Origin of the sequence: Echinicola salinicaeni (assembly GCF_014280965.1) — a bacterium.
GTDB classification, from domain to species: domain Bacteria; phylum Bacteroidota; class Bacteroidia; order Cytophagales; family Cyclobacteriaceae; genus Echinicola; species Echinicola salinicaeni.
Window position 1 is genome coordinate 320057 of record NZ_JACODZ010000002.1, and the last position, 23669, is coordinate 343725.

Genomic DNA, 23669 nt, shown 5'->3' on the forward strand with positions numbered 1-23669 from the left:
CTTGTAAAGGAGGTGCAAGATGATTATTGGTTTGATAAAAATAAGAAAATGAAAACATATAAAATAGCCTTTTCTGTACTGGCCTTGAGCGGGACACTTTCGTCCTGCGTGGATAGCGATCTGGGGCCTTTGCGAAAGGATTTTGAACAGAATGAAGCGGTGAGTTATGATTATGCGGCAACAGCGGATTCTATGCAAAACAGCACTTATTCACTCTATATTGCCCAAGATGGTACCTTTAATTTTAATCCAGGAGGCGCCTATGGGAATTATTGGCCCAATGCCCATGCCTTACATGTTTATGTAGATGCTTATTCTCGAACGGGAGATGGAGCATATTTGGATAAAATGAAGAAGTTACTGCATGGTATCAAATCTAGAAATGGCGACACTTATTCTAATGTATTCAATGATGATATGCTTTGGCTAGGCAATGCCTGTGTCAGGGCTTATAATGCCACTGATGATGACGAATATTTGGAAGTAGCAGAGTTTCTTTGGGAAGATATTTTAGAGAGTTACAGTGAAGTGTTTGGTGGGGGAATTACCTGGAAAAAGGACACGCCAAATCTCAAAAATGCCGTTTCCAATGGTCCAACTATTGTACTGGCCACGAGACTATATAATGTTACCCAAGATGAAAAATACCTGACTTGGGCCAAGGACCTTTATAGTTGGCAAAAAGCAAATTTGGTGGATCCACAGACTGGTTTAGTTTGGGATCATATTGAACTGTTAGAAGGGACACCTACAGTCAAAACGGATTGGATCTTTACTTATAATGCAGGAACTTGGATTGGCTCAGGCCTACGTTTGTTCCAAATCACAGGTGAAAGTGGCTATCTTACAGATGCAATGCAAACAGCCAAATCTGCCATGAACAGGTCCGAACTGACGACAGATGGGATATTGAAAAGTGAAGGACAAGGAGATGGAGGACTGTTTAAAGGTATTTTTGTTCGCTATTTTACAGAATTGATTCAGGAACCTGCTGTATCTGATGGCGATAAAGGCGATTTGGTGAATTTCTTAAGGTTCAATATAGAAACCTTATATAAACAAGGATTGAGACGTCCAGATATGTTGTGTGGGCCTTATTGGAGGGAGCTTCCTGGTGATCAGGTAGACCTTTCTACGCAACTATCAGGAATAATGTTAATAGAAGCAGCAGCCTTATTACAGGGAGATGGTGTTTTGGAATAATTGGTTTATCTATTTCATATCAAGAAGATAAGTTAAACTTAGGATATCGTCAGTCTTACTAATATACTTTGTGGTAAGTCTGACGATATTTTTTAAAACATTACTATAATAAATTTGCTTGTATTACTAAGCTAAATCGATTAATTTTCCGGACAATTACAAATTATCTCTAAAGTAGGCTTGTATTTATTAGCCTGTTTATGGAGAATAATAACCTACATAACTAGAATTTTACATGATCAGAAGGGATTTTATAAAGACCAGTGCGGCAGCCACATTTGGGGTGGCTATGGGACCAGCAGTTTCCTTTGCAGGGAGCATGGCCATAAAAGAAAGCAACCGTCCAAAGATGGCGGAAAGGAATTTTACCAGTAAGGCAGTAGAAAAGACGATTAAGGAAATCAAAAAGAATATCAAAGACCAGGAATTGGCTTGGTTATTTGAGAACTGTTTTCCAAATACATTAGATACTACAGTGGAATATTCGGAAAAAAATGGCAAGCCCGATACTTTTGTCATCACAGGGGATATCCATGCCATGTGGTTGCGTGATTCATCAGCCCAAGTTTGGCCTTATGTTACTTTAGTAAATAAGGATAAGAAGCTTAAAAAGCTAATCCAAGGAGTGATCCATAGACATAATGAATGTATTATCATTGACCCTTATGCCAATGCATTCAATAATGGCCCAGAAGGAGGCGAATGGCAAAGTGACCATACTGATATGAAGCCTGAGCTGCATGAGCGTAAATGGGAAATTGATTCTCTATGCTATGCTGTCCGTTTGGCCAATGGATATTGGAAAGAAACAGGAGATGCTTCTATTTTCGATGATCGTTGGGAAAAAGCCATGAAGCTGGTATTGAAAACTTTTAAGGAACAGCAGCGCAAAGATGGCAATGGACCCTATCATTTTCAGAGAACTACTTCCCGAGCCACTGATACGCTTTCAGGAGGTGGATATGGTAATCCAGTGAAGCCGGTAGGCCTGATTTGTTCTGCCTTTAGACCTTCTGATGATGCCACCATATATCCATTTCTAATTCCTTCAAACCTATTTGCCGTACAGTCTTTAAGACAACTTGCAACTATTTATAAAGAAGTGAAAAAGGATAGTTCTTCAGCCAAGGAATGTGAAGATTTGGCTAATGAAGTGGAAGCTGCTATTCAAAAGTATGCTGTATCTGAACACTTGGACCATGGGAAGATCTATGCTTTTGAAGTGGATGGATACGGGAACAAATTATTTATGGATGACTCCAATGTGCCATCACTTTTAAGTATGGGATACTTAGGCTGTTTGGATATTGATGATCCGATCTATCAAAACACAAGAAACTTTGTTTTGAGCGAAGACAATCCTTATTTCTTCTCTGGAAAGGCAGCCGAAGGAATAGGTGGACCACATGTGGGTATGGATTATATCTGGCATATGAGCATCACCTTGCAGGCCATGACCGCGAGAGATGATAAGGAAATCAAACAATGTTTGGAATGGATAAAATCCACTCATGCGGGGACAGGTTTTATGCATGAAGGATTTCATAAAGATGATCCAGACAATTTTACCCGAAGCTGGTTCGCATGGGCCAATACCCTGTTTGGAGAGCTGATTTATACACTATATAAAGAAAAGCCACATTTGCTAACTTGATGTTATAAAAGGAAGTTGCTCACGAAGTTTCAAAGGTTTTAATCTTCTTAAAATCTATGTGAGGAACTTCCTTCTGATTCCTGTATTCTAGCCTGTTTAAATATCTATTTACTGAATATCTTTTACTAGCTATTGAAAAACACTTTCAAACCTATTAACCTACTGATTTAACCTAAAAGACCTATGCGTTCATTGAGCCTATTTATTTTTTTTCTAGCTTCATTATATCTATATGGATGTGCCAATGCCCAAGAGGATAAAACTGACCTCACCCAGTTTGTTAACCCTTTTATAGGGACTGCTCCCTTGACTGACCCTTCTCAAATTGGTTACACTCCTCCAGAGGGGTGGAGAGTTTGGGCAGGATTGACCTATCCTGGAAGTTCTCTGCCCAATGCCATGGTGCAGCTTAGCCCGATAACCCAATTTGGTTCTGGAGCAGGGTATGAATATGAAGACAATGAAATTATTGGCTTTACCCATACCAATAAAGGTCACTGGAACCTTTGCAATATTCCGATCCTTCCGGTAAAAAGGTCATCGACGAAGCCATTTAAGTCAGCTTTTAGCCATGATCAAGAAAAAGCTTCTCCGGGTTATTATGAGGTTTATCTTGACGATTATAAGGTTAAGGTGAGATTGACCAGCACATTGAGGGCAGGTATTCATGAATATACCTTTGACAAAGCCACAGATAGGACTATACTTTTTGATTTAGGAAAGGCCAATAATAGGGTGTCTGACTGGAAAATCAGCAATCCCTCCAAAACAGTAGTGGAAGGGTTTCAGCGAGTTGGAGGAGATAAGGTGCATTTTTATGTGAAGTTGAGCCATGAAATAGAGACAGTAAATATCATAGAGGAAGGAAAGCGGGATGGATATGCCACAGTGGATTTAAAAGATGGGGGAGATAGTCCTGTGGTATTGCAAATTGGGTTATCTTATGTGAGTGAGGCCAATGCAAAGGAAAATTTGGAAAAGGAAGTAGCTGACAAATCATTTGAGCAAGTTAGGCAGGAAGGAGTAGATTCGTGGAACAAGCTACTCTCTCATATTACAGTCAAAGGTGGTACGCCAAAGGAAAAAGAGCTTTTCTATTCCTCCTATTACCGGTCTTTTTTGTGGCCGGCATTGAGAAGTGATGTGAATGGTGAATTTACTGATGAAACAGGCCAAAAGCGTAAAGAAGATTTCCGATATTATACTTTACCTTCCCTTTGGGATACCTATCGAAATAAAGTAGTACTCCTTAGCATTGTGCGGCCAGAGGTGACGGCTGATGTAATCCAGTCATTAGTGGACAGGGGGCATAGGACAGGCTTTATTCCTACATTCTTCCATGGTGATCATGCCGCATCATTTATTACTGGATCATATAGAAGAGGGATCAAAGATTTTGATATTGATAAAGCTTATGAATATTTACTGAATAATGCCTATAAAGAAGGAGGTACAAGACCTTTCATCAAAGAATATATTGAAAAAGGATATATTTCTGATCCAGAGGTGAAGCATCCTCATGTGGAGACCAAAGCCAAAGCTGGGGTATCCAAGACTTTGGAGTTTGCCTATGATGATTATGCCCTTGCACAGTTTGCCAAAGAAATGGGGGATGATGAGCATTATAAGGATTTGATTAAAAGAGGGCAGAACTACCGAAATGTATTCGATACATCAGTGAATTTTATGCGGGGAAGATTGGAAAATGGGGATTGGATCAGTCCATTTAATCCAGAATATCCTTATTATGAATATATGTATAGGGAAGCAAATGCATGGCAAGTTTCTTTTTATGTTCCTCATGATATGCGTGGGTTGGTGAAAATGTATGGCGGTAAAGGGGCATTTGAAGAAAAATTGGATGCTTTGTTTACAAAACCTTGGAATCCTGAATATATTGCCAGAAATGTATCAGGTTTTATGGGGCAGTATTGTCAAGGCAACCAACCTGGCCATGAGGCGCCCTTTTCCTATTATTTTGTGGATAAGCCCGAAAAGTCTCAAGCAGTGCTAGATAAGCTTTTATCAGATTATTTTGGAATTGGAGAGCATGGGTTGGCGATGTCTGGAATGGATGATGCAGGAGAAATGTCGTCTTGGTATACTTGGACGGCAATGGGACTTTATCCTTTAAGCCCTGCAGATACAGACTATTTGGTGACAGTTCCTATATTTGATGAAGTAAGTTGGAAGACAGCAGAGGGAAAAACGATTACGATACATAATCCTGCCAAGGGAAGGAAGTTAAATGGGATAAAAGTGAATGGTGAATCCATAGAGGGATATTTTATTCCCCATGAACTTTTCAAAACGGGCGGAAAAATAGAGTTGATAACTGAATAGCAAATAAAAGACAATGAATTCAAACAGGGTACTAGGGGTTGATGTGGGCGGTTCTCATATAACTGTCGGACAAGTGGATTTGGTGACCCGTAAACTTGTTGAAGGTAAATTGTCCCGTCAGCATGTTAATTCCAAAGGGAGTGAAGAGGAAATCCTTACTTCATGGTCCAAGGCTATTGAGCCTCTTATGGAAGGAGATAAATCCTTGGTACGTATGGGAGTCGCTATGCCAGGGCCTTTCGATTATGAGAATGGAATTTCTTGGATTGGCAGTACGCAGGATAAATACGAAGTTTTGTATGGGAAAAATATAATGGAACTGCTAGCTGGATTTTTGGGGATTGGACCAAAACAAATAAAGTTTAAAAATGATGCAGCCTGCTTTCTTCAGGGGGAAATTTTTGCTGGCGTGGGAAAAGGCTATACTAGCGCCATTGGATTGACTTTGGGAACGGGAGCAGGAACAGCTTATTATCATGGTGTTGAGGCCCATGATGCAGGACGTTGGGGAGATAAGTTTGGTGAAAGTATTGTTGAAGATCATTTTTCTACCCGTTGGTTTGCCAAAAAATACCTTGAAAAAACAGAGAATCAATTATCTGGAGTGAAGGAGCTGCTGGACCTAGAGGATAAGGATTGGGTCAGAGAAGTTTTTGAAGAGTTTGGCAGTAATTTAGGGCAATATTTGAATAGGTTTATTGAGGAAGAAAGTCCCGAAGTGGTCATAATTGGTGGTAGTATTTCGAAGTCTTCTGATTTGTTTTTTCCTGCTATTAAAAGGAATCTTAATGAAGAGTACCACAAAATTCCATTGCTGAAAAGTGAGCTTGAAGAACAAGCTGCTTTGATAGGCGCAGGAAGTGCTTGGTATAAGGAATCGTTTTAGTGACTCTGAACCAAAAAACCAGATGTTCAAAAGTAGTTGAGTCGATAATTTTCTGATAGGGGGGATGATAACAATAAACCATAGAAACCTATGAACTTTAAATATAGACTGATATTCCTGGTCCTAAATTTTTTTATTGTTTTTCAACCTTTATTGGCTCAAGTCGGCTTGAGATGCGAATACCTTGAAAACCCCTTGGGAATAGATTCAAAACAGCCTAGGTTGACCTGGAAAATGGAAGATGCGCGATCTGGTGCTGAACAGTCCGCTTTTAGGTTAGTTGTTCACCAATCCAAATCTGGGCAGGAGAATAATAATGATATTGTTTGGGATACAGGTAAACAACTGGGAGATCAACAATTGATTACTTATGCGGGGAAGACATTAAGTCCCTTTACATCTTATTCCTGGACGGTAGAAGTTTGGGACAAGGATGGGGTAAGTATAGGGAAATCAGTTCCCGCAATGTTTGAGACGGGTATGATGTCTGTAGAAAATTGGAAGGGTGCTTGGATAGGTGATGGACAGCCCCAAGCATTAAAACCGGCTCCCTATTTCAGAAAGGAATTTGATACTAAAAAGAAGATAGCAAGCGCTAGAGCATATATTGCTGTTGGTGGATTATATGAATTGAGTATAAATGGGAAGCGGATTGGTAATCATCAATTGGATCCTGCCTATACCCGATTTGATAGAAGGGTTTTATATGTGACCCATGATGTAACGGAGGCTCTTCAGCAAGGGAGAAATGCAATAGGCGTTTTATTGGGCAATGGATGGTATAATCATCAGTCCACTGCTGTTTGGAATTTCCATAATGCACCTTGGAGAAACAGGCCAACATTTTGTATGGATGTGAGAATTACCTATGAGGATGGAACGGTAGAGACGATTGGCACAGATAAGGGTTGGAAGACACATTTCAGTCCGGTAATTTTTAATAGTATCTATACCGCAGAACACTACGATGCCAGGTTGGAATTGCCTGGATGGAATCAGGCAGGATATGATGATGGAGAATGGAATGATGTCTATTATCGATCGGCTCCCAGTAAAAAAATCGTTGCTCAAGTGATGCCACCTATTAGGCATAATGTGAGTTTACCAGCCAAGACAATCAATAAAATCAATGACAGTACCTATGTATTTGATCTTGGTAGAAATATTTCTGGTGTAAGTAAAATTACACTTGCAGGGGAAGAGGGAACTGTTTTAAGGCTGAAGCATGGAGAAAGGCTAAAGGAGAATGGTCGTGTAGATATGTCCAATATTGATGTGCATTACAGACCTACAGATGATACAGATCCATTCCAGACGGATATTTTTATTCTAAGCGGGAGGGGTGAGGATTCATTTGTTCCCAAATTCAATTATAAGGGCTTTCAATATGTAGAGGTTATTGCCGACAGGATTGTAGAATTGGATAAGGAGGATTTGACGGGCTATTTTATGTACAGTGATGTACCAGAGGTGGGAGGTATCAAGTCCAGCAACAATACCATGGACTTGCTTTGGTCCGCCACCAACAGTTCTTATTTGGCTAATCTTTTCGGATATCCAACCGATTGTCCGCAAAGGGAGAAAAATGGTTGGACAGGAGATGCACATATAGCCATAGAGACAGGGCTTTACAGTTATGATGGGATTAAGGTTTATGAAAAATGGATGGACGACCATAGGGATGAACAACAACCCAATGGCGTATTACCTTCTATCATCCCAACTTCAGGTTGGGGCTATGAATGGGGAAATGGGCCGGATTGGACCAGCACTATATGTTTGATCCCTTGGAATGTTTATCTCTTTTATGGAGATCAACGAATCTTGGAGGAGAATTTTGAGGCGATGAAAAGGTATGTAAATCATATTACAGATATCAGTGAGGATGGCCTTACCAATTGGGGCTTGGGAGATTGGGTGCCTGTAAAATCAAAATCACCTGTTGAGTATACTTCTTCTGCATACTATTATGTTGACGCCCGTATTTTGTCTAAGGTAGCTGGCATATTGGGCTACAAGGATGATGCAAGGCTATATGCTACTTTGGCAGAGAAAATAAGGAAATCCATTAATGATAAATACCTAGATAGGGAGAGGGGAATCTATGGATCAGGTTTCCAAACGGAGATGAGTGTTGCCCTGCAATGGGATATAGTACCTGAAAACTTAAGAGGGAAAGTTGCAGAAAACCTGGCTAATAAAGTAGAAAAAGATGGTTTTCATCTAGATGTGGGGCTCTTAGGTACCAAATCAATTTTGAATGCACTCAGTGAAAATGGCTATGCAGATGTGGCATATAAAATTGCTTCACAAGAAACTTATCCTTCTTGGGGCTGGTGGATAGTGAATGGTGCTACGACACTTTATGAAAACTGGAATATCGAATCTGAAAATGATATTTCCATGAACCATATTATGTTTGGAGAAATAGGCGCATGGATGTATAAGGCTTTGGGAGGAATTAAGCCAAATCCTGAGCAGGCTGGCTTTAAAAATATACTATTGTCACCTAATTTTGTGGAGGGGCTGGATGCTTTTGAGGCCCATCATAATGGGCCTTATGGCGAGATTCGTTCAGCTTGGAAAAAGGTAAATAAGAATAGGATCAAGTATAAGGTGAATATTCCTCCTAATTCAAGTGCAAATCTAAAGCTGCCCGCAGGTACCATAGTGAAGTTGAATCAAGGTGCAGATCTTCAGGAAGTTAGTGAAAAAGTGGACTGCGATCATTATTTAATCAAGTCTGGAGAATATGATTTTGATATATTACTAAAGCCTTAATTAAGGTGAAACTTACATGTAGCTACCAACTCTTTATAGGTTTATGATTGATTTTTGAAATTAAATTCTGTATTGCTATTTAATTTATGAATTTGTGTATGACGGGTTTGCATTTTTTAAATCTATTGTGTTCATTTAGGGTAGAAGATGTTGAAGTCTTCTTTTTATTTTCTGAAAAGCTAAACCGATTTAGGTTTTTTGGCTTAATTAGATAGATAAACCCTATGACCTGTTTGATCGAAGATTTCCAATTGGTGGAGAGAATAAAAGCGCATGATGAGGAAGCATTTCATCAACTGTACCTCCGCTATTCTGCTAAGATTTATAGAATTTCCAAGAAGATGGATATGAGTCATCATGATGCCGAAGAAATCGTGCAGGATGTCTTTTTATATCTTTGGAATAATAAGGAAAGACTGAATTCGAACCTGTCTATAAATGCTTTTATTTTTTCAATAGTTCGTTCCCTAGTAATCAAAAAGTCCCAAAAGAAGGCTAGGTTTGTGGCCTACCAAAAGTATGCCATACCATTAAATCAGGGGTATTCGACTGTTACTGAGGATGAAATTATATTTGAAGATTTATATGCCTTTGCCCTCCAAGCAATTGAAACCCTACCCGAGAAGCAAAAAGAAGTTTTTGTAATGAAAACAGAACAACATTTGAGTGCTGAAGAAATAGCAAGTCAGTTAGATGTATCTGTTAGGACTGTGGAGAACCAAATATACCGGGCTACAAAATCATTGAGAAAACAGTTGGAAACCAAACATGGAGTGTCATATGGGGTCGTCATCATGTTTTCAGAATTTCTTTTATAAATTCAAGATTTCAATAAGAAGAAATAACAGCCTGGTATTGATAAAGCCGCGATCTATTACAGCATAAATGTGGGCTTTTCCATTATAAAGAATCAAGTGATATGATATTATTAGTCACGATAGGTTATCAGGTGCCTAAGTCCAGATAAAGCCGTGTTTAACCCGTGTTTTAGCCGTGTTTCTTTTATACAAGCATTGGGTAAGTGTTATTTGGAAATTCATGTTTAAGTAGATCTGGTATCTTTTTAATTTTCTAATTCTAATTGTCCCTACTGTTGTGCCTTACAAGTTTTTTAGTAATCAGTTAAGATTGATACGGTTTGACTGCCTACAATAGGTTTACTGCTCCCAAAACGGTTATTGAAAATAGTTGGAATTTTGGTGATATGGTTATGTAGTTTGTTTTTATTCGGTGTTTTGAACTTATATTTAGGTGTCCTTGTGAGGATTGATAAAAAAATAATTGATTTTTTTTTAATGGTACGTGAGTATTTGACTTGACTTAAGGGTATATCCATTTGTAACACAATACAAATGGATAGAGAACGACAGCTAAAAGCATTTTACCAAGGGAATTTATCTAAAGAAGAGGCCAAAGATTTTTTGAAATGGTACCATTCCAAGGATGGTGAGAAATATATGTCCTCAAAACTCAAAGAAGAATGGGATGAGCGAGATCCAGTAATAGAGGATTATAGCTTATGGGATAAAGAAGTGTTGTTTAAAAAGATCAACACCAAAAAGGAAGGCAGTAATCAGTCTTTAAGGTCTCAACAAACCAAGTTAAAGACTGAGCGGAATTGGGGAGTAAGGATTGCGGCAAGCTTGGCAGTGATTTTTACCATTAGCCTACTGGCATATCAATATGTATTGGACCATAAAAAAAATCCGATAGAAACTCATGCAGTGGTTACAAAATCTAATCCTGCAGGTCAAAAATCCAAAATTATCCTGCCAGATGGTACTAAAGTTTATTTGAATGCAGAGAGTACCATCCGGTACCAAAAGGGCTTTAAAACCAACCGTCAGGTAGAACTGGAGGGAGAAGCATATTTTGATGTTTTTTCAGATAAGGAACATCCATTTAGTGTAAAGAGTAAAGGTTTGGTTACTGAAGCACTCGGTACCGCTTTTAATATTCAGGCATATAAAGATTCTCCTATTACAGAAGTAGCCCTTACACATGGAAAGGTGAGAGTAGAGGATATCTCGGGTAACAGGTCAGGTGAATTGATCCCCGGAGAGGCGATTATCAGTGAGGGAGCAGATAATGATTTCAGGAAAGAAAAGATTGATGTGGAAAAGGTCCTTTTATGGAAAGAAGGTATCCTACATTTTGATGATGATACTTTTGAGGAAGTAGTACGGACCTTGGAGCGCTGGTACAATGTCGAGATCCATATCGAAGGAGAATATGATAAAGGATTTTTATGCTCCGGTACTTTTGATAAAAATGAATATCTCGATAATGTTCTTAATATTCTGGGCCATTCCATTGGCTTTGATTATCAGATAGATAAAAGAAAAATAGAAATGAAATTCAACCCATAAATAACCCAGCCTATGATACGATGAATCCAAAACGAAAGAGTCCGGGAATGTACTGGCATACGCTCCCGGACAAGAAATCAATCCAACGAAAGGCAACATATGGACTGGAACTCCAATTGCCTTTAAAACCTATGTTAAATTGATACACCCAAAATATGAAACAAAATTTAACCCAGAAAATTATTATGGTCTCAAAATATGCAGGCTACTGTTTTATTTTCCTGACCTTGACCATGAGCTCTGTCCTAGCAGGCAGTTCATCCGCCCAGGTAAAGAGCATCGAGGAGGTGTTTATAGAACTGTCCAGTGATCAGAAAACTTTGGAAGAAGTGCTCGATCAGATAGAAGAAAATACCTCTTTCCATTTTTTCTATACGGATAGGAATGTCGATAGAAATCAGTCGGTAAGTATTTCCAATACAAAGGCATCAGTGGCTGAACATCTAAAGGAGATGGCGCTGAATCTTGGATTGGAATTTCGACAGGTCAATAACAGTATTAGTGTCAAGAAAATCAAAGAAAAAGGAGTAGTAATAACAAGTCCTCCAATTGAAATATTTAAAGAAATTACTGGTGTGGTAACTGATGAAGAAGGGGAGCCACTTCCTGGAGCTTCGGTATTGATTGAAGGAGAAGCAAACAAAGGTACGGTAACGGATATTGAAGGGAATTATTCCATCGATGTGGAAGAAGGTACGACCTTGATATTTAGTTATATCGGTTTTGAAGCCAAGAAGGTGGTAGTAGGTAATCAAAGTAAGATTGATGTGGTATTAGCAGTGAATGCCGAATCATTGGAAGAAGTGGTGGTTGTGGGCTTTGGTGAGCAGAAAAAGATATCCTTGACCGGAGCGGTTTCTACTGTAAATACGGAAGACCTAAAATCAAACCCAACCTCAAGCTTGTCAAATGCGCTGGCCGGAAATGTACCTGGAGTTTTGGGTATGATGCAATCAGGTCAACCCGGGAAGAATATCTCAGAATTCTGGATTCGTGGTATATCCACTTTTGGTGGAGGGACCAATCCACTTGTATTGGTGGATAATATTGAAAGGGATTTGAATGAGCTTAATATCGAAGATATCAAATCCATTACTGTATTAAAAGATGCTGCGGAGACAGCCATGTATGGTTCTAGAGGAGCGAATGGTGTGATTTTGATTACTACCAAGAGAGGTAGCGCAGGAAAAATAGAGGTTAATTTTAAAGATGAATTTATATATAACACCCGTACTATAACACCAGAGTTTGAAGATGGAGTGACCTATGCAAAACTTTTAAATGAAGCTAGGGTTACGCGTAACCATGCGCCTATTTATCAACCAGAGGAATTGGAAATTTTGCGTCTTGGATTAGATCCCGATTTATATCCAAATGTTGACTGGCAGGACTTACTATTGAAAGATGGTGCAATGACCTACCGAGCCAATTTGAATATGAGTGGTGGTGGACCGACTTCACGTTATTATGCTTCTGCCAGTTATATCGATGAAGGAGGGATGTATGAAATCGATGAGTCTTTAAAGGACGATTATAATACCAATGCCAATTATAAACGTTGGAATTACCGATTGAATGCAGATTTTAATCTTACTGAAACCACAGAAGTGAAAGTGGGTGTTGCAGGATCCCTAAGTAAGCGAAACAGTCCAGGTCTGGGTGATGTTGATTTCTGGGGAGCATTTTTTGGTTATTCACCTATTCGTACTCCTGTTTTGTATTCTAATGGTTATGTCCCTGCAGTGGGGACAGGAAATCAGACCAACCCATGGGTGATGGCCACCCAAACAGGTTTCAATGAAAATTGGGTCAATAGGGTACAGACCAATGTTACAGTTGAGCAGGACTTGAATTTTGTTACGAAAGGCCTTCGTATGAGGGGAATTGTAGGCTACGATACGCGAAACAGTAATAATATTCAGCGTCGTAAATGGCCTGAGCAATGGCGTGCTGATCGTGCCCGTGATATCAACGGAGATTTGGTGTTTACCCATATTTCCAATCCTAGTGAAATGCAACAGTCCAGTAGTTCTTCTGGTAATAGACTTGAATTTTTTGACTTGATGTTCAATTATGATAAGAGCATCGGAGACCATCATATAGGCGCGGCTACTAGGTTGACTAGGGATGCTTATGTGCAGACAGTCAATATAGGAGGTGATATCAAAAATGGTATTGCCCGAAGAAATCAAGCGCTATCCGGTCGCCTTTTATATAATTGGAAATACAGATATTTCGCCAATTTAAACTTTGGATATACTGGATCTGAGAATTTTGCACCCGGCCAACAGTATGGGTTCTTCCCCGCAATTTCATTTGGTTGGAATGTGGCAGATGAGTCGTTTGTTAAAAATAACATTAGTTGGTTGAATCTGTTCAAGATCCGCTACTCTTATGGAAAGGCTGGTAATGACCAATTAATGGGTGGAGAACGTTTCCCTTATTTGTATACTATTTCAGAAATTTTTGATGAAGATGGTGATCCTGCTGGAGGATATCAGTGGGCTGATTATGGCTTTGACCGGTATTTTGGAGGTATGAGGTACTCACAGGTGGCCTCGCCTTATGTAACTTGGGAAGTAGCGACAAAACAAAACCTAGGTTTTGATATCGAAACCAATAGTATTACTGCTAACCTTGATTTCTTTGATGAAGAGCGGACTGGTATCTATATGGCAAGACAGTTTTTGCCTGCAATGGTAGGATTGGAAAGTACTCCAAGGGCCAATGTGGGCATTGTAAAGTCTCGCGGTTTTGATGGACGCTTCAAGTTCATTAAGCGAATAGGAAAGGTAACCTTGACTACTAGAAGTAATATCACTTATAGCAAAAATGAAATTGTAGAAAGGGATGAGGAGAATAATGTTTATGGTTATCAGAATCAAGAAGGCTACCGTGTAGGTCAGTCAAGAGGTTTGGTGGCTTTGGGTCTCTTTAAGGATTATGATGATATCAGAAATAGTCCTACGCAAACTTTTGGAACTTATCAACCTGGAGATATTAAGTATAAAGATGTCAATGGTGATGGAGTGATCAATGATGGAGACCGCGTTGCCATTGGTGCTACCAGAAGACCAAACTTGATTTACGGATTGGGTGCATCGGCCCAATGGAAGGGATTCAGTCTTGGTATTCATTTCCAAGGAGCAGGTAAATCAACTTTCTCTACTTTTGGAAAAACAGTTTATGCCTTCAGTGAAGGAGAGTGGGGACAAGTCATGAAAGGAGTGATGGGTGACAATCGTTGGATTGATTCAGATATATCAGAGGATCCATCTACAGAAGATCCAAACGCCTCATATCCCCGTTTAAGCTTTGGTCCAAACCCTAATAATTTCAGGGAATCTACTTTTTGGCTACGCGATGGGAGATATCTTCGTCTAAAGACATTGGATTTTGGCTATAGTTTACCCAAACATTTGACCAGACTGGTGAGGGCCAAGAATATCCGATTGTTTGTGGTTGGAACGAATCTGTTCACTTGGTCAAGGTTCAAACTTTGGGACCCGGAATTGGCCACACCTAGGGGAGAAGACTACCCTCCTGCAAAATCTTTCACCTTGGGTATTAATGTTAACCTGTAAAAAGAGAAGAGATGAATTTGAAGAGTATATATATATTAATATCGTTTGTGTGCATGGGCTTAATTTCTTCCTGTGCAGGCGACTATTTGGATTCCAGTCAATATTTTAAAGACAGACTTACAGAAGAGAAGGTATTCCAAAGCAAGATCTATTCGGAAGAATGGCTAGCGAATGTATTTGAGGAGCTAAAAGGAATCAATGCTGATGTAGCCAGTAAAGGAGTGACCCCTCATAATTTTGCGGATGGGATGTACTATGGAGATAGGGACAGTGAATATGACCCATCTAAAAATGAGTTGTCCTACAATATGTTCAAGATGGGGCAATATTCTGAAAATGATAAGCAGGGAACATGGACACGATGCTATAGAGGAATTCGAAATGCATCTACTTTCATTCATAATATTGATATGAATTTAGAGCTGTCACGGGTAGAAATAGAAGATTACAAGGGGCAGGCTCGCTTTGCTAGAGCTTATTTATATTGGTTATTACTTCGCAAATATGGTCCGATTCCATTATTGCCTGATGAAGGGTTGGATTATACAGATAGCTATGATGAGTTGGCTGTCCCAAGAAGTAGCTATGAAGCATGTGCTGAGTTTATCAGTGATGAAATGTTAATGGCAGCAAAGGAAATGGAGGCACGAGGAATGGTACGTGGACAGGATGGATCAGCCCGTCCTTCAGTGGGAGCAGCCTTGGCTACCCGTGCCAAAGCATTGATCTATGCGGCAAGTCCACTAGCAAATGGAAATAATACAGATTTTGCGGCTCGATTGGTTGATGATCAAGGAGAACGACTGCTTTCTTCAGATTATCAAGAAGAGAAATGGGCAAGAGCAGCTGCGGCAGCCAGAGATGTAATTGAGCTTGGTGTATACGAACTGTATACTGTACCTGTACAGGAAACAGGAGAAGACGCTACTGTTATTCCTCCATATGATGAAGATTTCTCAGATAAGAGCTGGCCGGAGGGCTGGGCAAATATTGATCCGGCAAAATCATATGCCAGGGTTTTTGATGGCACTTTATTACCGTCAGGTAATCCGGAATTGATTTTTACTAGGGGTAACAACCAAGATGGAGAAAGTATCCGAGCGATGGTTGCCCATCAGTTGCCGCGTTCAGCTACTGGATGGAATACCCACGGGTTGACACAAAAAGTGGTAGATGCCTATGCGATGAATGATGGTTCGGATGTACCGGGTAGAGATAAAGAGATTGGTCGAGGAGATGGTTCCGAACGTGTGAGTGGTTATGTGACCCAAGAGGATTATGATGCTGGAAAGTACAGGCCACTAAGACCGGGCGTTTCTTTGCAGTATGCTAACCGTGAACCTAGATTCTATGCTTCGGTAGCTTATAATGGCAGTTTTTGGACGCTTTTGAATGAGTCTCAAGAAAGAAATCGTAATCAACAAGTATTCTACTACCGTGATAACCCTAGAGGAAATGGCTTTAATTCATCCAATGCCTACTGGCTAAGAACAGGTTTTGGCATGAAGAAATATGTCCATCCAAGTGATACCTATGAGGGTGGAAGCATGGGGAATATCGTTCCTAAAGCTGAGCCTGCCATTCGATATCCAGATATATTACTTATGTATGCAGAAGCATTGAATGAGCTTGATGGGGCCTATAATATTCCATCATGGAATGGCGGAAGTTATAGTATCTCTAGGGATATTGCTGAGATGCAAAGAGGCATTCATCCTGTGCGTATCCGCGCTGGTGTGCCTGACTATCCTGCCAGTGCATACAGCGATAAGGACGAGTTAAGAAAAAGGTTGAAGCGTGAACGGTTTATTGAGCTTTTGGGAGAAGGGCAACGCTATTATGACTTACGTCGTTGGATGGATGCTCCTGTGGAGGAATCATTGCCAATCTATGGTTGCAATGTCCTTATGAATGAAAATGAAAGGGACCTTTTTCATCAACCTGTAGCGATTTGGGCACTTGAAACCACTTTTGCTGATAAGATGTGGTTCTGGCCGATTAGCCATACAGAGCTGAAGCGGAACAACCGACTTACACAGAATCCAGGATGGACTTATAACGATTAATTTAAAAAGCATTATCATGAATAAATCATATATGTCATTTCTTCTGTTCTCACTGCTTATAATCTGCAGCTCGTGCAATGACGAGTGGACTGAAGAACAATTTGAAAACTTTATATCATTTAAAGCTCCTTTGAACAATGAGGGGGTATGTGATATTTATATCCGTTATAAGGGTGAGGAAAAGACCACCTTCCAACAACCTTTGATAGTCAGTGGGTCTACTACCAATAGTAAAGACAGAACTGTGCACGTAGCCGTTGATTCTGATACCTTGGAGGTATTGAACTATGAGCATTTCCAAAATCGTGAGGATTTTTATTATAGGGAATTGAACAGTGAATACTTTTCTATTCCATCCACTGTGGATATTAAAGCTGGAGAAAATACCGCATTAATGGCCATCGATTTTACCTTAAAAGATATCGATATGGTAGACAAGTGGGTGCTTCCTTTAAATATTGAGGACGATCCTTCGAATAGTTATATACCTAACCCGAGGAAATATTACCGAAAGGCCATTTTACGTATTCACCCATTCAATGATTATTCAGGTACCTACAGTGGTACAGCTTTGAAAACAACCATGGAGGGATATGAAGACGAAACGCCAATTGTAAAGGAGGAAATACGTGGGTATGTGGTGGACGAAAATACGATTTTCTTCTATGCAGGTAATATTGATGAGGATCGTCAAGATCGCCGAAACTATAAAGTCTATGCTACTTTCAATACAAATGGGGGAGTGACTTTCCATTCGGATAATCCTGATATGAAGTTTCAGGTCAATAAAGATGCCAGTTATACCATCACAGAGCAGATGGATGATGTGCGTCCATATCTTTTGCACCGTTATATCACCATCAATAATATAGATTACCAATTTTCAGATTACACCATGGTGCCCAATGTCGATATCAATTATAAGGTGACGGGTTCATTGATTTTACAGCGTCAATTAAATACCCAAATCCCTGATGAAGACCAGGCCATCGAATGGTAATAAAGCACAGCAGCGATACGGTTGAAATTGGGCTTGTACCCAAAAAGTATTGTGAACTTTAAATCTAAAAATTATGCAAATAAATATGATAAATATAAAATGGGGCCGATATACACTAAATTTAGTACTGGCTTTATTATTAGGGCTATTTTATAGCTGTCAAGTTGAGGAAGAAGGGCTTGATATCGGAGAGTCCTTTGACCCATCCCAACCCGTAGTGGTGTCCAATTTTACCCCTTCTTCAGGAGGGGCAGGGCAGCGACTAGTGATTTACGGTAAGAACTTTGGTAATGATCCAGATATTGTTTCAGTATTTATAGGCGGAAAAGAAGCCACTGTAATCAACGTGAAAGGGGATGCCTTGTACTGTTTGGTGCCAAGGCAAGCATTTGGAGGAGAAATAGAAGTGCGTGTTGGCGGTGATGGCAGAGAGGTTAGTGGTAGTTCCAGCAAGGATTTTAACTATGAGCGTAAGATGGTAGTATCCACTTTGATCGGATATAAAAATGACCGAGGTGATGAACCCTGGAAAGATGGAAAATTCAAAGCCGATGATCCCAGTGATATGGCGAGTGGTTTTTGGAGACCTTCTTTTCTTAAATTTGACCCGATCAACCCTAAGCATCTATGGGCAGTTTTCGATTTTAATAATGGATTGTATTTGATCGATTTGGAAGATAGTACGGTAACCAAAAAACGTTCTGATTTTGATCGCCCAAGAAGTATTGATTTTACGCTAGATGGTCAACACATGATCATCGCTGAAGATAGAGGTGGTGAAAATGATAGAGCAACTTATCGTTTGTCGCGAGACAAAGATTGGCAAGACCGGGAAGTCATGACCAGGTACAGACAGTGTAATGGGGCAGCAGTACACCCTATAAACGGAGAGCTTTATTTCAATAGTTATGAGAAAGGCCAGTTTTTCCGTTTTGACCTGAACAAGTATTTCGATGAAGGATTGGGTGTAAAGGATTATGAAACCTTGTTCGTGGTGCATGATCCGGGTTGGGAGTATAAGATTTTTATGCATCCTACAGGTAATTATGCTTATATAATGGTCATTAACCAGCACTATATCCTACGAGTAGATTATAATTGGGAGAAAAAGCAGTTCAATCAACCTTATCTGGTCTGCGGTCAGTTAAGAGGTGCAGGTTATCAAGATGGTGTTGGCTCCGATGTGCGATTGAGAAATCCTTATCAAGGTGTGTTTGTGAAAAATGAAGAATACGCAGCAGAGGGTAAGCCAGATGAATATGACTTCTATTTTACAGACCAGCATAATCATTGTATCCGTAAGCTTAGTCCTCAAGGAAGTGTAACGACCTTTGCCGGTAGGGGGAGTTCTAGTATCAATCCTGACCCATGGGGATATGTAGATGGTGACTTGCGTGAGGAGGCTAGATTTGATAGACCTTCAGGACTTGCATATAGTGAAGAAGATAAAGCCTTCTATATTGGAGATCAGATGAATCACCGTATTCGTAAAATAGCACTTGAAGAGATGGATGAAGAGGAATCGGATACTGAGGAAGAAGATTAAGCAATTAGCCTTGGATCAGAGAAAGCGAAATTAGTGCTTTCAAAAATACAATTAAATAACTAAAGCCTTTTGGGGTCGCTTTACCCCAAAAGGCTTTAGTTATGCTGTATGAATTTTTGAATTCTTATTGAAGATAGTCAATGTTTCTCCGGAAAAGTTGAGTAGGACAATAGATCATAATCATCAGCCAAAAAGGAATAATCATTAAAAAATTATATCAACTTATTTTATTGTTTTGAAGCTGTTGAAACAGGTTTTTTTAGGGGTTGAGTTGGGATAAGCATGGTGTATGCAGCAAGCATTATTGTGGAAATCATTTTTATCCTTTTTGAGTACCAAAAAAATCAATTTCGCCAGTAGAACAAACAGTTAGAAAATCAAACCTATGCAACGAGTAAAAAGAGTAAAGCAAGCAATTGCAAAGATCACCTTGGGTTTGGGCTTAATGATAGGCACGGAAACTTTGGCGCAGGATGCGCTTAGGGCGCCTGCCTATCCATTGATTACCCATAATCCTAATTTTAGTATCTGGTCAATGAACGACCAACTCAACCAAGAGTCTCCCAAACATTGGACAACAGCCCATCATGGTCTTTTGGGCTTAATAAAAGTAGATGGAAAGCCATACCGCTTTTTAGGCAAAGAATCTAAGGTGTTCAATTCCATTCTTCCTACTACTGATCAGCGTGGCTATAGTATGAGCTATACAAAAAAAACTCCAAAGTCTGGTTGGAAACAAGCAGGTTTCGATGACAGTGAATGGGAAAAAGGACAGGCTCCCTTTACTGATCGCCGTGATGTGGATGGTACTTTTTGGGATACTGATGATTTGTGGCTGAGAAGAAGTTTTGATCTGAAGGACAGTGAAGACTTGAAAAAACTTTTCCTTAAAATCAGGCATGATGATAATATCAAAGTTTATCTCAATGGAGAGCAAATCTATCAATTGAAGGGATGGGTTCATCGATATGATTATATAGAGATTCCCCAAAGCATTAAAGAAAACCTTAAAGAAAAAGGTAATGTTTTGGCGGTACATATTAGAAATACAGGAGGTGGCAGATGGTTGGATCTAGGATTGGCCGAGGGAGTGGTCCAGCCTGAAATGGAGCAGCTGACTGCCGCTTTGCAGACAGGAGTCCATCTTACTGCCACCCAAACCCAGTATGAATTTGATTGTGGTAATGTAGCCTTGACTGTGAATTTCATGTCTCCTTTGCTATTGGATGACCTAGACCTTCTGGCAAGGCCGATTTCTTATATTACCACGGAAGTCAAAAGCAAAGATGGCAAAGACCATGATGTCCAGATCGCCCTTGGCGTGTCTTCAGATTTGGCAGTCCACCAGCCTAGTCAAGAAGTTGCTGCTTCTAGGTATCAGGATGGGGAATTGGATATCATGAAAGCAGGCACGGTTGACCAAAATGTTTTAGGAAGAAAGGGGGATGATGTGCGCATTGACTGGGGACATTTGTATGTGGCCACTGTGAAAGGTGAAAATACCCAGCATTGGTTAAATAGCGGTGGCAATATATTGGGAACTTGGGATAAAAGCCATTCTACGAATCAAGACCTTCAGTCTAGGGGGATCATGTTGAATACAACAGTGGATATGGGGAATATTGGTTCCAAAGCGAAGGAGCAATTGTTTTTGCTTGGTTATGACGAAGAACTCGCAATTCAGTATTTCGGGAAAGACCTGAAGCCTTGGTGGAAAACCTCTGAAGGAGGCACATTCGAAGCTTTATTGGGAAAAGCTGCGGATGACTATAAGCAAATCGCCAAGCGTTGTGAGGCTTTTGATAAGAAAATGTACAAAGAAACACTGAAAGCAGGTGGAAAGAAATATGCAGATATGTGTGTGTTGGCATACCGTCAGGCTATCGCTGCCCATACTTTAGTGGAAAGTCCAGAAGGGGAATTGCTTTTTATGTCCAAGGAAAATAATAGTAATGGTTCCATCAATACCGTGGATGTAACCTATCCCTCAGCTCCACTGTTCTTGCATTATAACCCAGACTTGATGAAGGGTATGCTGAATGGGATATTTCATTATTCTGAAAGTGGCAGGTGGAAGAAACCTTTTCCAGCACATGATTTAGGAACTTATCCTATAGGCAATGGCCAAACATACGGGGAAGATATGCCCGTGGAAGAAGCAGGTAATATGCTATTGCTGACAGCAGCTATAGTGGATCAGGAAAATGATCCTGCCTATGCCAAAAAGCATTGGGAGGTATTGACCATATGGGCAGAGTACTTGAGAAAAAGTGGTTTTGATCCGGCCAATCAGCTTTCTACGGATGATTTTGCAGGTCATTTGGCCAGAAATGCCAATCTTTCTGTTAAGGCTATTTTAGCATTGGCAGCTTATGGTAAGATGGCCGGAATGATGGGGGACAAGGATGTTCAGGCGGACTATATCAATGAAGCCAGAGAAATGGCCAAAAAGTGGATGAAGTTGGCCGATGATGGGGACCATTATTCCTTGGCTTTTGAAACTCCTGGTACATGGAGTGAAAAGTATAATTTGGTATGGGATGAAATTCTGGATTTAAATGTATTTCCTGAAGAAGTGGCTGATAAGGAAATAGCTTATTATCTGACCAAACAGGAAAAATATGGTTTACCATTGGATAGTAGAAAAACCTATTCCAAATCAGACTGGGTGTTTTGGACAGCTTCCTTGGCAGATAGTCAGGAGGATTTCAAGGCATTTATTGCTCCTATGTGGAAATATGCCAATGAAACCCAAAACAGGGTGCCGATTAGTGATTGGCATGAAACTACGGATGCTCATGTGATGAATTTTAGGGCGAGGTCTGTTGTGGGAGGTTATTTTATCAAATTGCTTTATTAGGACTTGGATGATAAATTAGTTGCGATGATTAATATTCATGATCCAGAATATAGTAGAAACAGTACAGCAGGTGATAATCGATCTAGATTAGGATTTATAGTCTTTATTCATTCAGGACTATAAACTACCAGCTAACTTAGTAATACTGATTGTTATTGTTTTCAGGCTGCCCAGTTATTGGGTAGCCTGTTTCCATTTTATAAATGTGTCAGTCTAGTATAAAAAGCAATAGCCCAAATGACTTTACCTTTTTCAATTTAAAACAAAAATAGTACTTATGAGATTTAAAAAATTAACCCTAGCCCTTTGTTTGAGTGGCATCACCTTTTGGCCCCTTAGTGCTAAAGGAGAAACTGAAGAAAAAGAAGTAGTAAAAAAGGGTAAGTACACCCTTACATTTGTCAATCAAAACCCCAACTTGAATGAAGAGGTTAAAGCTGGATTAATCAAGACCTTCTTCAAAGTGTATCCAAAAATGGTCAAGGATTTTAATAAAGAAGCTATAACAGAGGTCACAGTGACGATTGATACAGCTTATAATGGCGTTGCGTATGCCCATAATGGTAAGATCACCATAGCTTCTCAATGGTTAGATAAAAAACCGGAAGATTTGGATGTGATTACCCATGAAGGGATGCATTTGGTGCAGGCTTATCCAGGTGGTTCAGGTCCTGGCTGGCTCACCGAGGGTATAGCTGATTATGTTCGATATGTCTATGGAGTGGATAATGAAGGTGCTGGTTGGTCGTTGCCTGATTTTGATCCTCAGCATCATTACAAAAATAGCTATAGGATTACAGCTAGGTTTTTGCTTTGGATAAACCAGCGCTTTGACAAGGACTTTGTTCAGCGTATGGATGAGAAAATGAGGAAGAAGGAATATGATGAATCACTTTGGTCCTTATATACTGGGAAAACATTAGAAGAGCTTTGGGACCAGTACTCTATAGATCCAAAAGTGAAAATATGATTTATTAAATAGTAGGATGAGGCTGTCTTATAACTTGTTATTTATATCTTGATTTAAGTCTTTTGATAGTGTAAATCAATTATTGTTTTTGATGATCACTTTAGGTTTGAGTTATTGATAATAAAGTGAATTTCAAAATAATGAGACGGCCTCATTTAATTCTGCCTGGTCTTCTATTAAATTAACAATGGCTAATTGCTTTTCTAGGATTATTTTGTAGTTATTTTTGTCCTAATTATTAGCGACAAAATTCTATTTCCGCAATGCTATGAATTAAAATAGCATAGAATTTGAAATAAATTGAAAGTATAAGTGCTGTACAAACTGCTTTCAATTAGTGTGTTAAAAAAAAGGTGTTAACCTTAAATTAAATTTTTCGATAATATTTAGAATTGATTTGTAGCAAT

At 39.6% G+C, this 23669-nt stretch carries 13 protein-coding genes; all 13 read left to right on the top strand.

From position 1 onward, the window contains the following. Positions 1-48: 48 nt before the first annotated feature. The 13 genes from H7U17_RS04695 (at position 49) to H7U17_RS04755 (ending at position 23262) form a co-directional block, all read left to right on the top strand. On the top strand, positions 49-1203 hold the full coding sequence (locus H7U17_RS04695; RefSeq protein ID WP_186755378.1) for a glycoside hydrolase family 76 protein: 1155 nt from the start codon (positions 49-51) through the stop codon (positions 1201-1203). A 235-nt stretch (positions 1204-1438) separates the two neighbouring features. Beyond that, on the top strand, positions 1439-2857 hold the full coding sequence (locus H7U17_RS04700) for a glycoside hydrolase family 125 protein (RefSeq protein ID WP_186755380.1): 1419 nt from the start codon (positions 1439-1441) through the stop codon (positions 2855-2857). Positions 2858-3040: 183 nt separating this feature from the next. Next, on the top strand, positions 3041-5200 hold the full coding sequence (locus tag H7U17_RS04705; protein ID WP_186755382.1) for a GH92 family glycosyl hydrolase: 2160 nt from the start codon (positions 3041-3043) through the stop codon (positions 5198-5200). A gap of 13 nt (positions 5201-5213) precedes the next feature. After that, positions 5214-6086, top strand: coding sequence for an ROK family protein (locus tag H7U17_RS04710; RefSeq protein WP_186755384.1), 873 nt, complete (start codon positions 5214-5216; stop codon positions 6084-6086). Between the two features lie 90 nt (positions 6087-6176). After that, positions 6177-8867, top strand: a complete 2691-nt coding sequence (locus tag H7U17_RS04715; RefSeq protein WP_186755386.1) for an alpha-L-rhamnosidase — start codon at positions 6177-6179, stop codon at positions 8865-8867. A 224-nt stretch (positions 8868-9091) separates the two neighbouring features. Beyond that, positions 9092-9685 (top strand): RNA polymerase sigma factor, encoded by a 594-nt coding sequence (locus H7U17_RS04720; protein ID WP_186755388.1) that lies wholly within the window; start codon positions 9092-9094, stop codon positions 9683-9685. A gap of 534 nt (positions 9686-10219) precedes the next feature. Continuing rightward, positions 10220-11236 (top strand): FecR family protein, encoded by a 1017-nt coding sequence (locus H7U17_RS04725; RefSeq protein ID WP_186755396.1) that lies wholly within the window; start codon positions 10220-10222, stop codon positions 11234-11236. A 155-nt stretch (positions 11237-11391) separates the two neighbouring features. Next, on the top strand, positions 11392-14820 hold the full coding sequence (locus tag H7U17_RS04730) for a TonB-dependent receptor (protein ID WP_230981266.1): 3429 nt from the start codon (positions 11392-11394) through the stop codon (positions 14818-14820). 53 nt (positions 14821-14873) lie between these two features. Continuing rightward, positions 14874-16886, top strand: a complete 2013-nt coding sequence (locus H7U17_RS04735; RefSeq protein ID WP_230981267.1) for a RagB/SusD family nutrient uptake outer membrane protein — start codon at positions 14874-14876, stop codon at positions 16884-16886. Positions 16887-16902: 16 nt separating this feature from the next. Next, complete coding sequence (locus tag H7U17_RS04740) at positions 16903-17886, top strand: DUF4973 domain-containing protein (protein ID WP_186755399.1); 984 nt, start codon at positions 16903-16905, stop codon at positions 17884-17886. Between the two features lie 85 nt (positions 17887-17971). Beyond that, positions 17972-19432, top strand: coding sequence for an IPT/TIG domain-containing protein (locus H7U17_RS04745; protein ID WP_230981268.1), 1461 nt, complete (start codon positions 17972-17974; stop codon positions 19430-19432). Positions 19433-19817: 385 nt separating this feature from the next. Continuing rightward, positions 19818-22292 (top strand): glutaminase family protein, encoded by a 2475-nt coding sequence (locus H7U17_RS04750; protein WP_186755409.1) that lies wholly within the window; start codon positions 19818-19820, stop codon positions 22290-22292. Between the two features lie 277 nt (positions 22293-22569). Continuing rightward, entirely contained in the window at positions 22570-23262 is a 693-nt protein-coding gene (locus H7U17_RS04755; protein ID WP_186755411.1) for a basic secretory protein-like protein, read from the top strand. Positions 23263-23669: the final 407 nt, after the last annotated feature.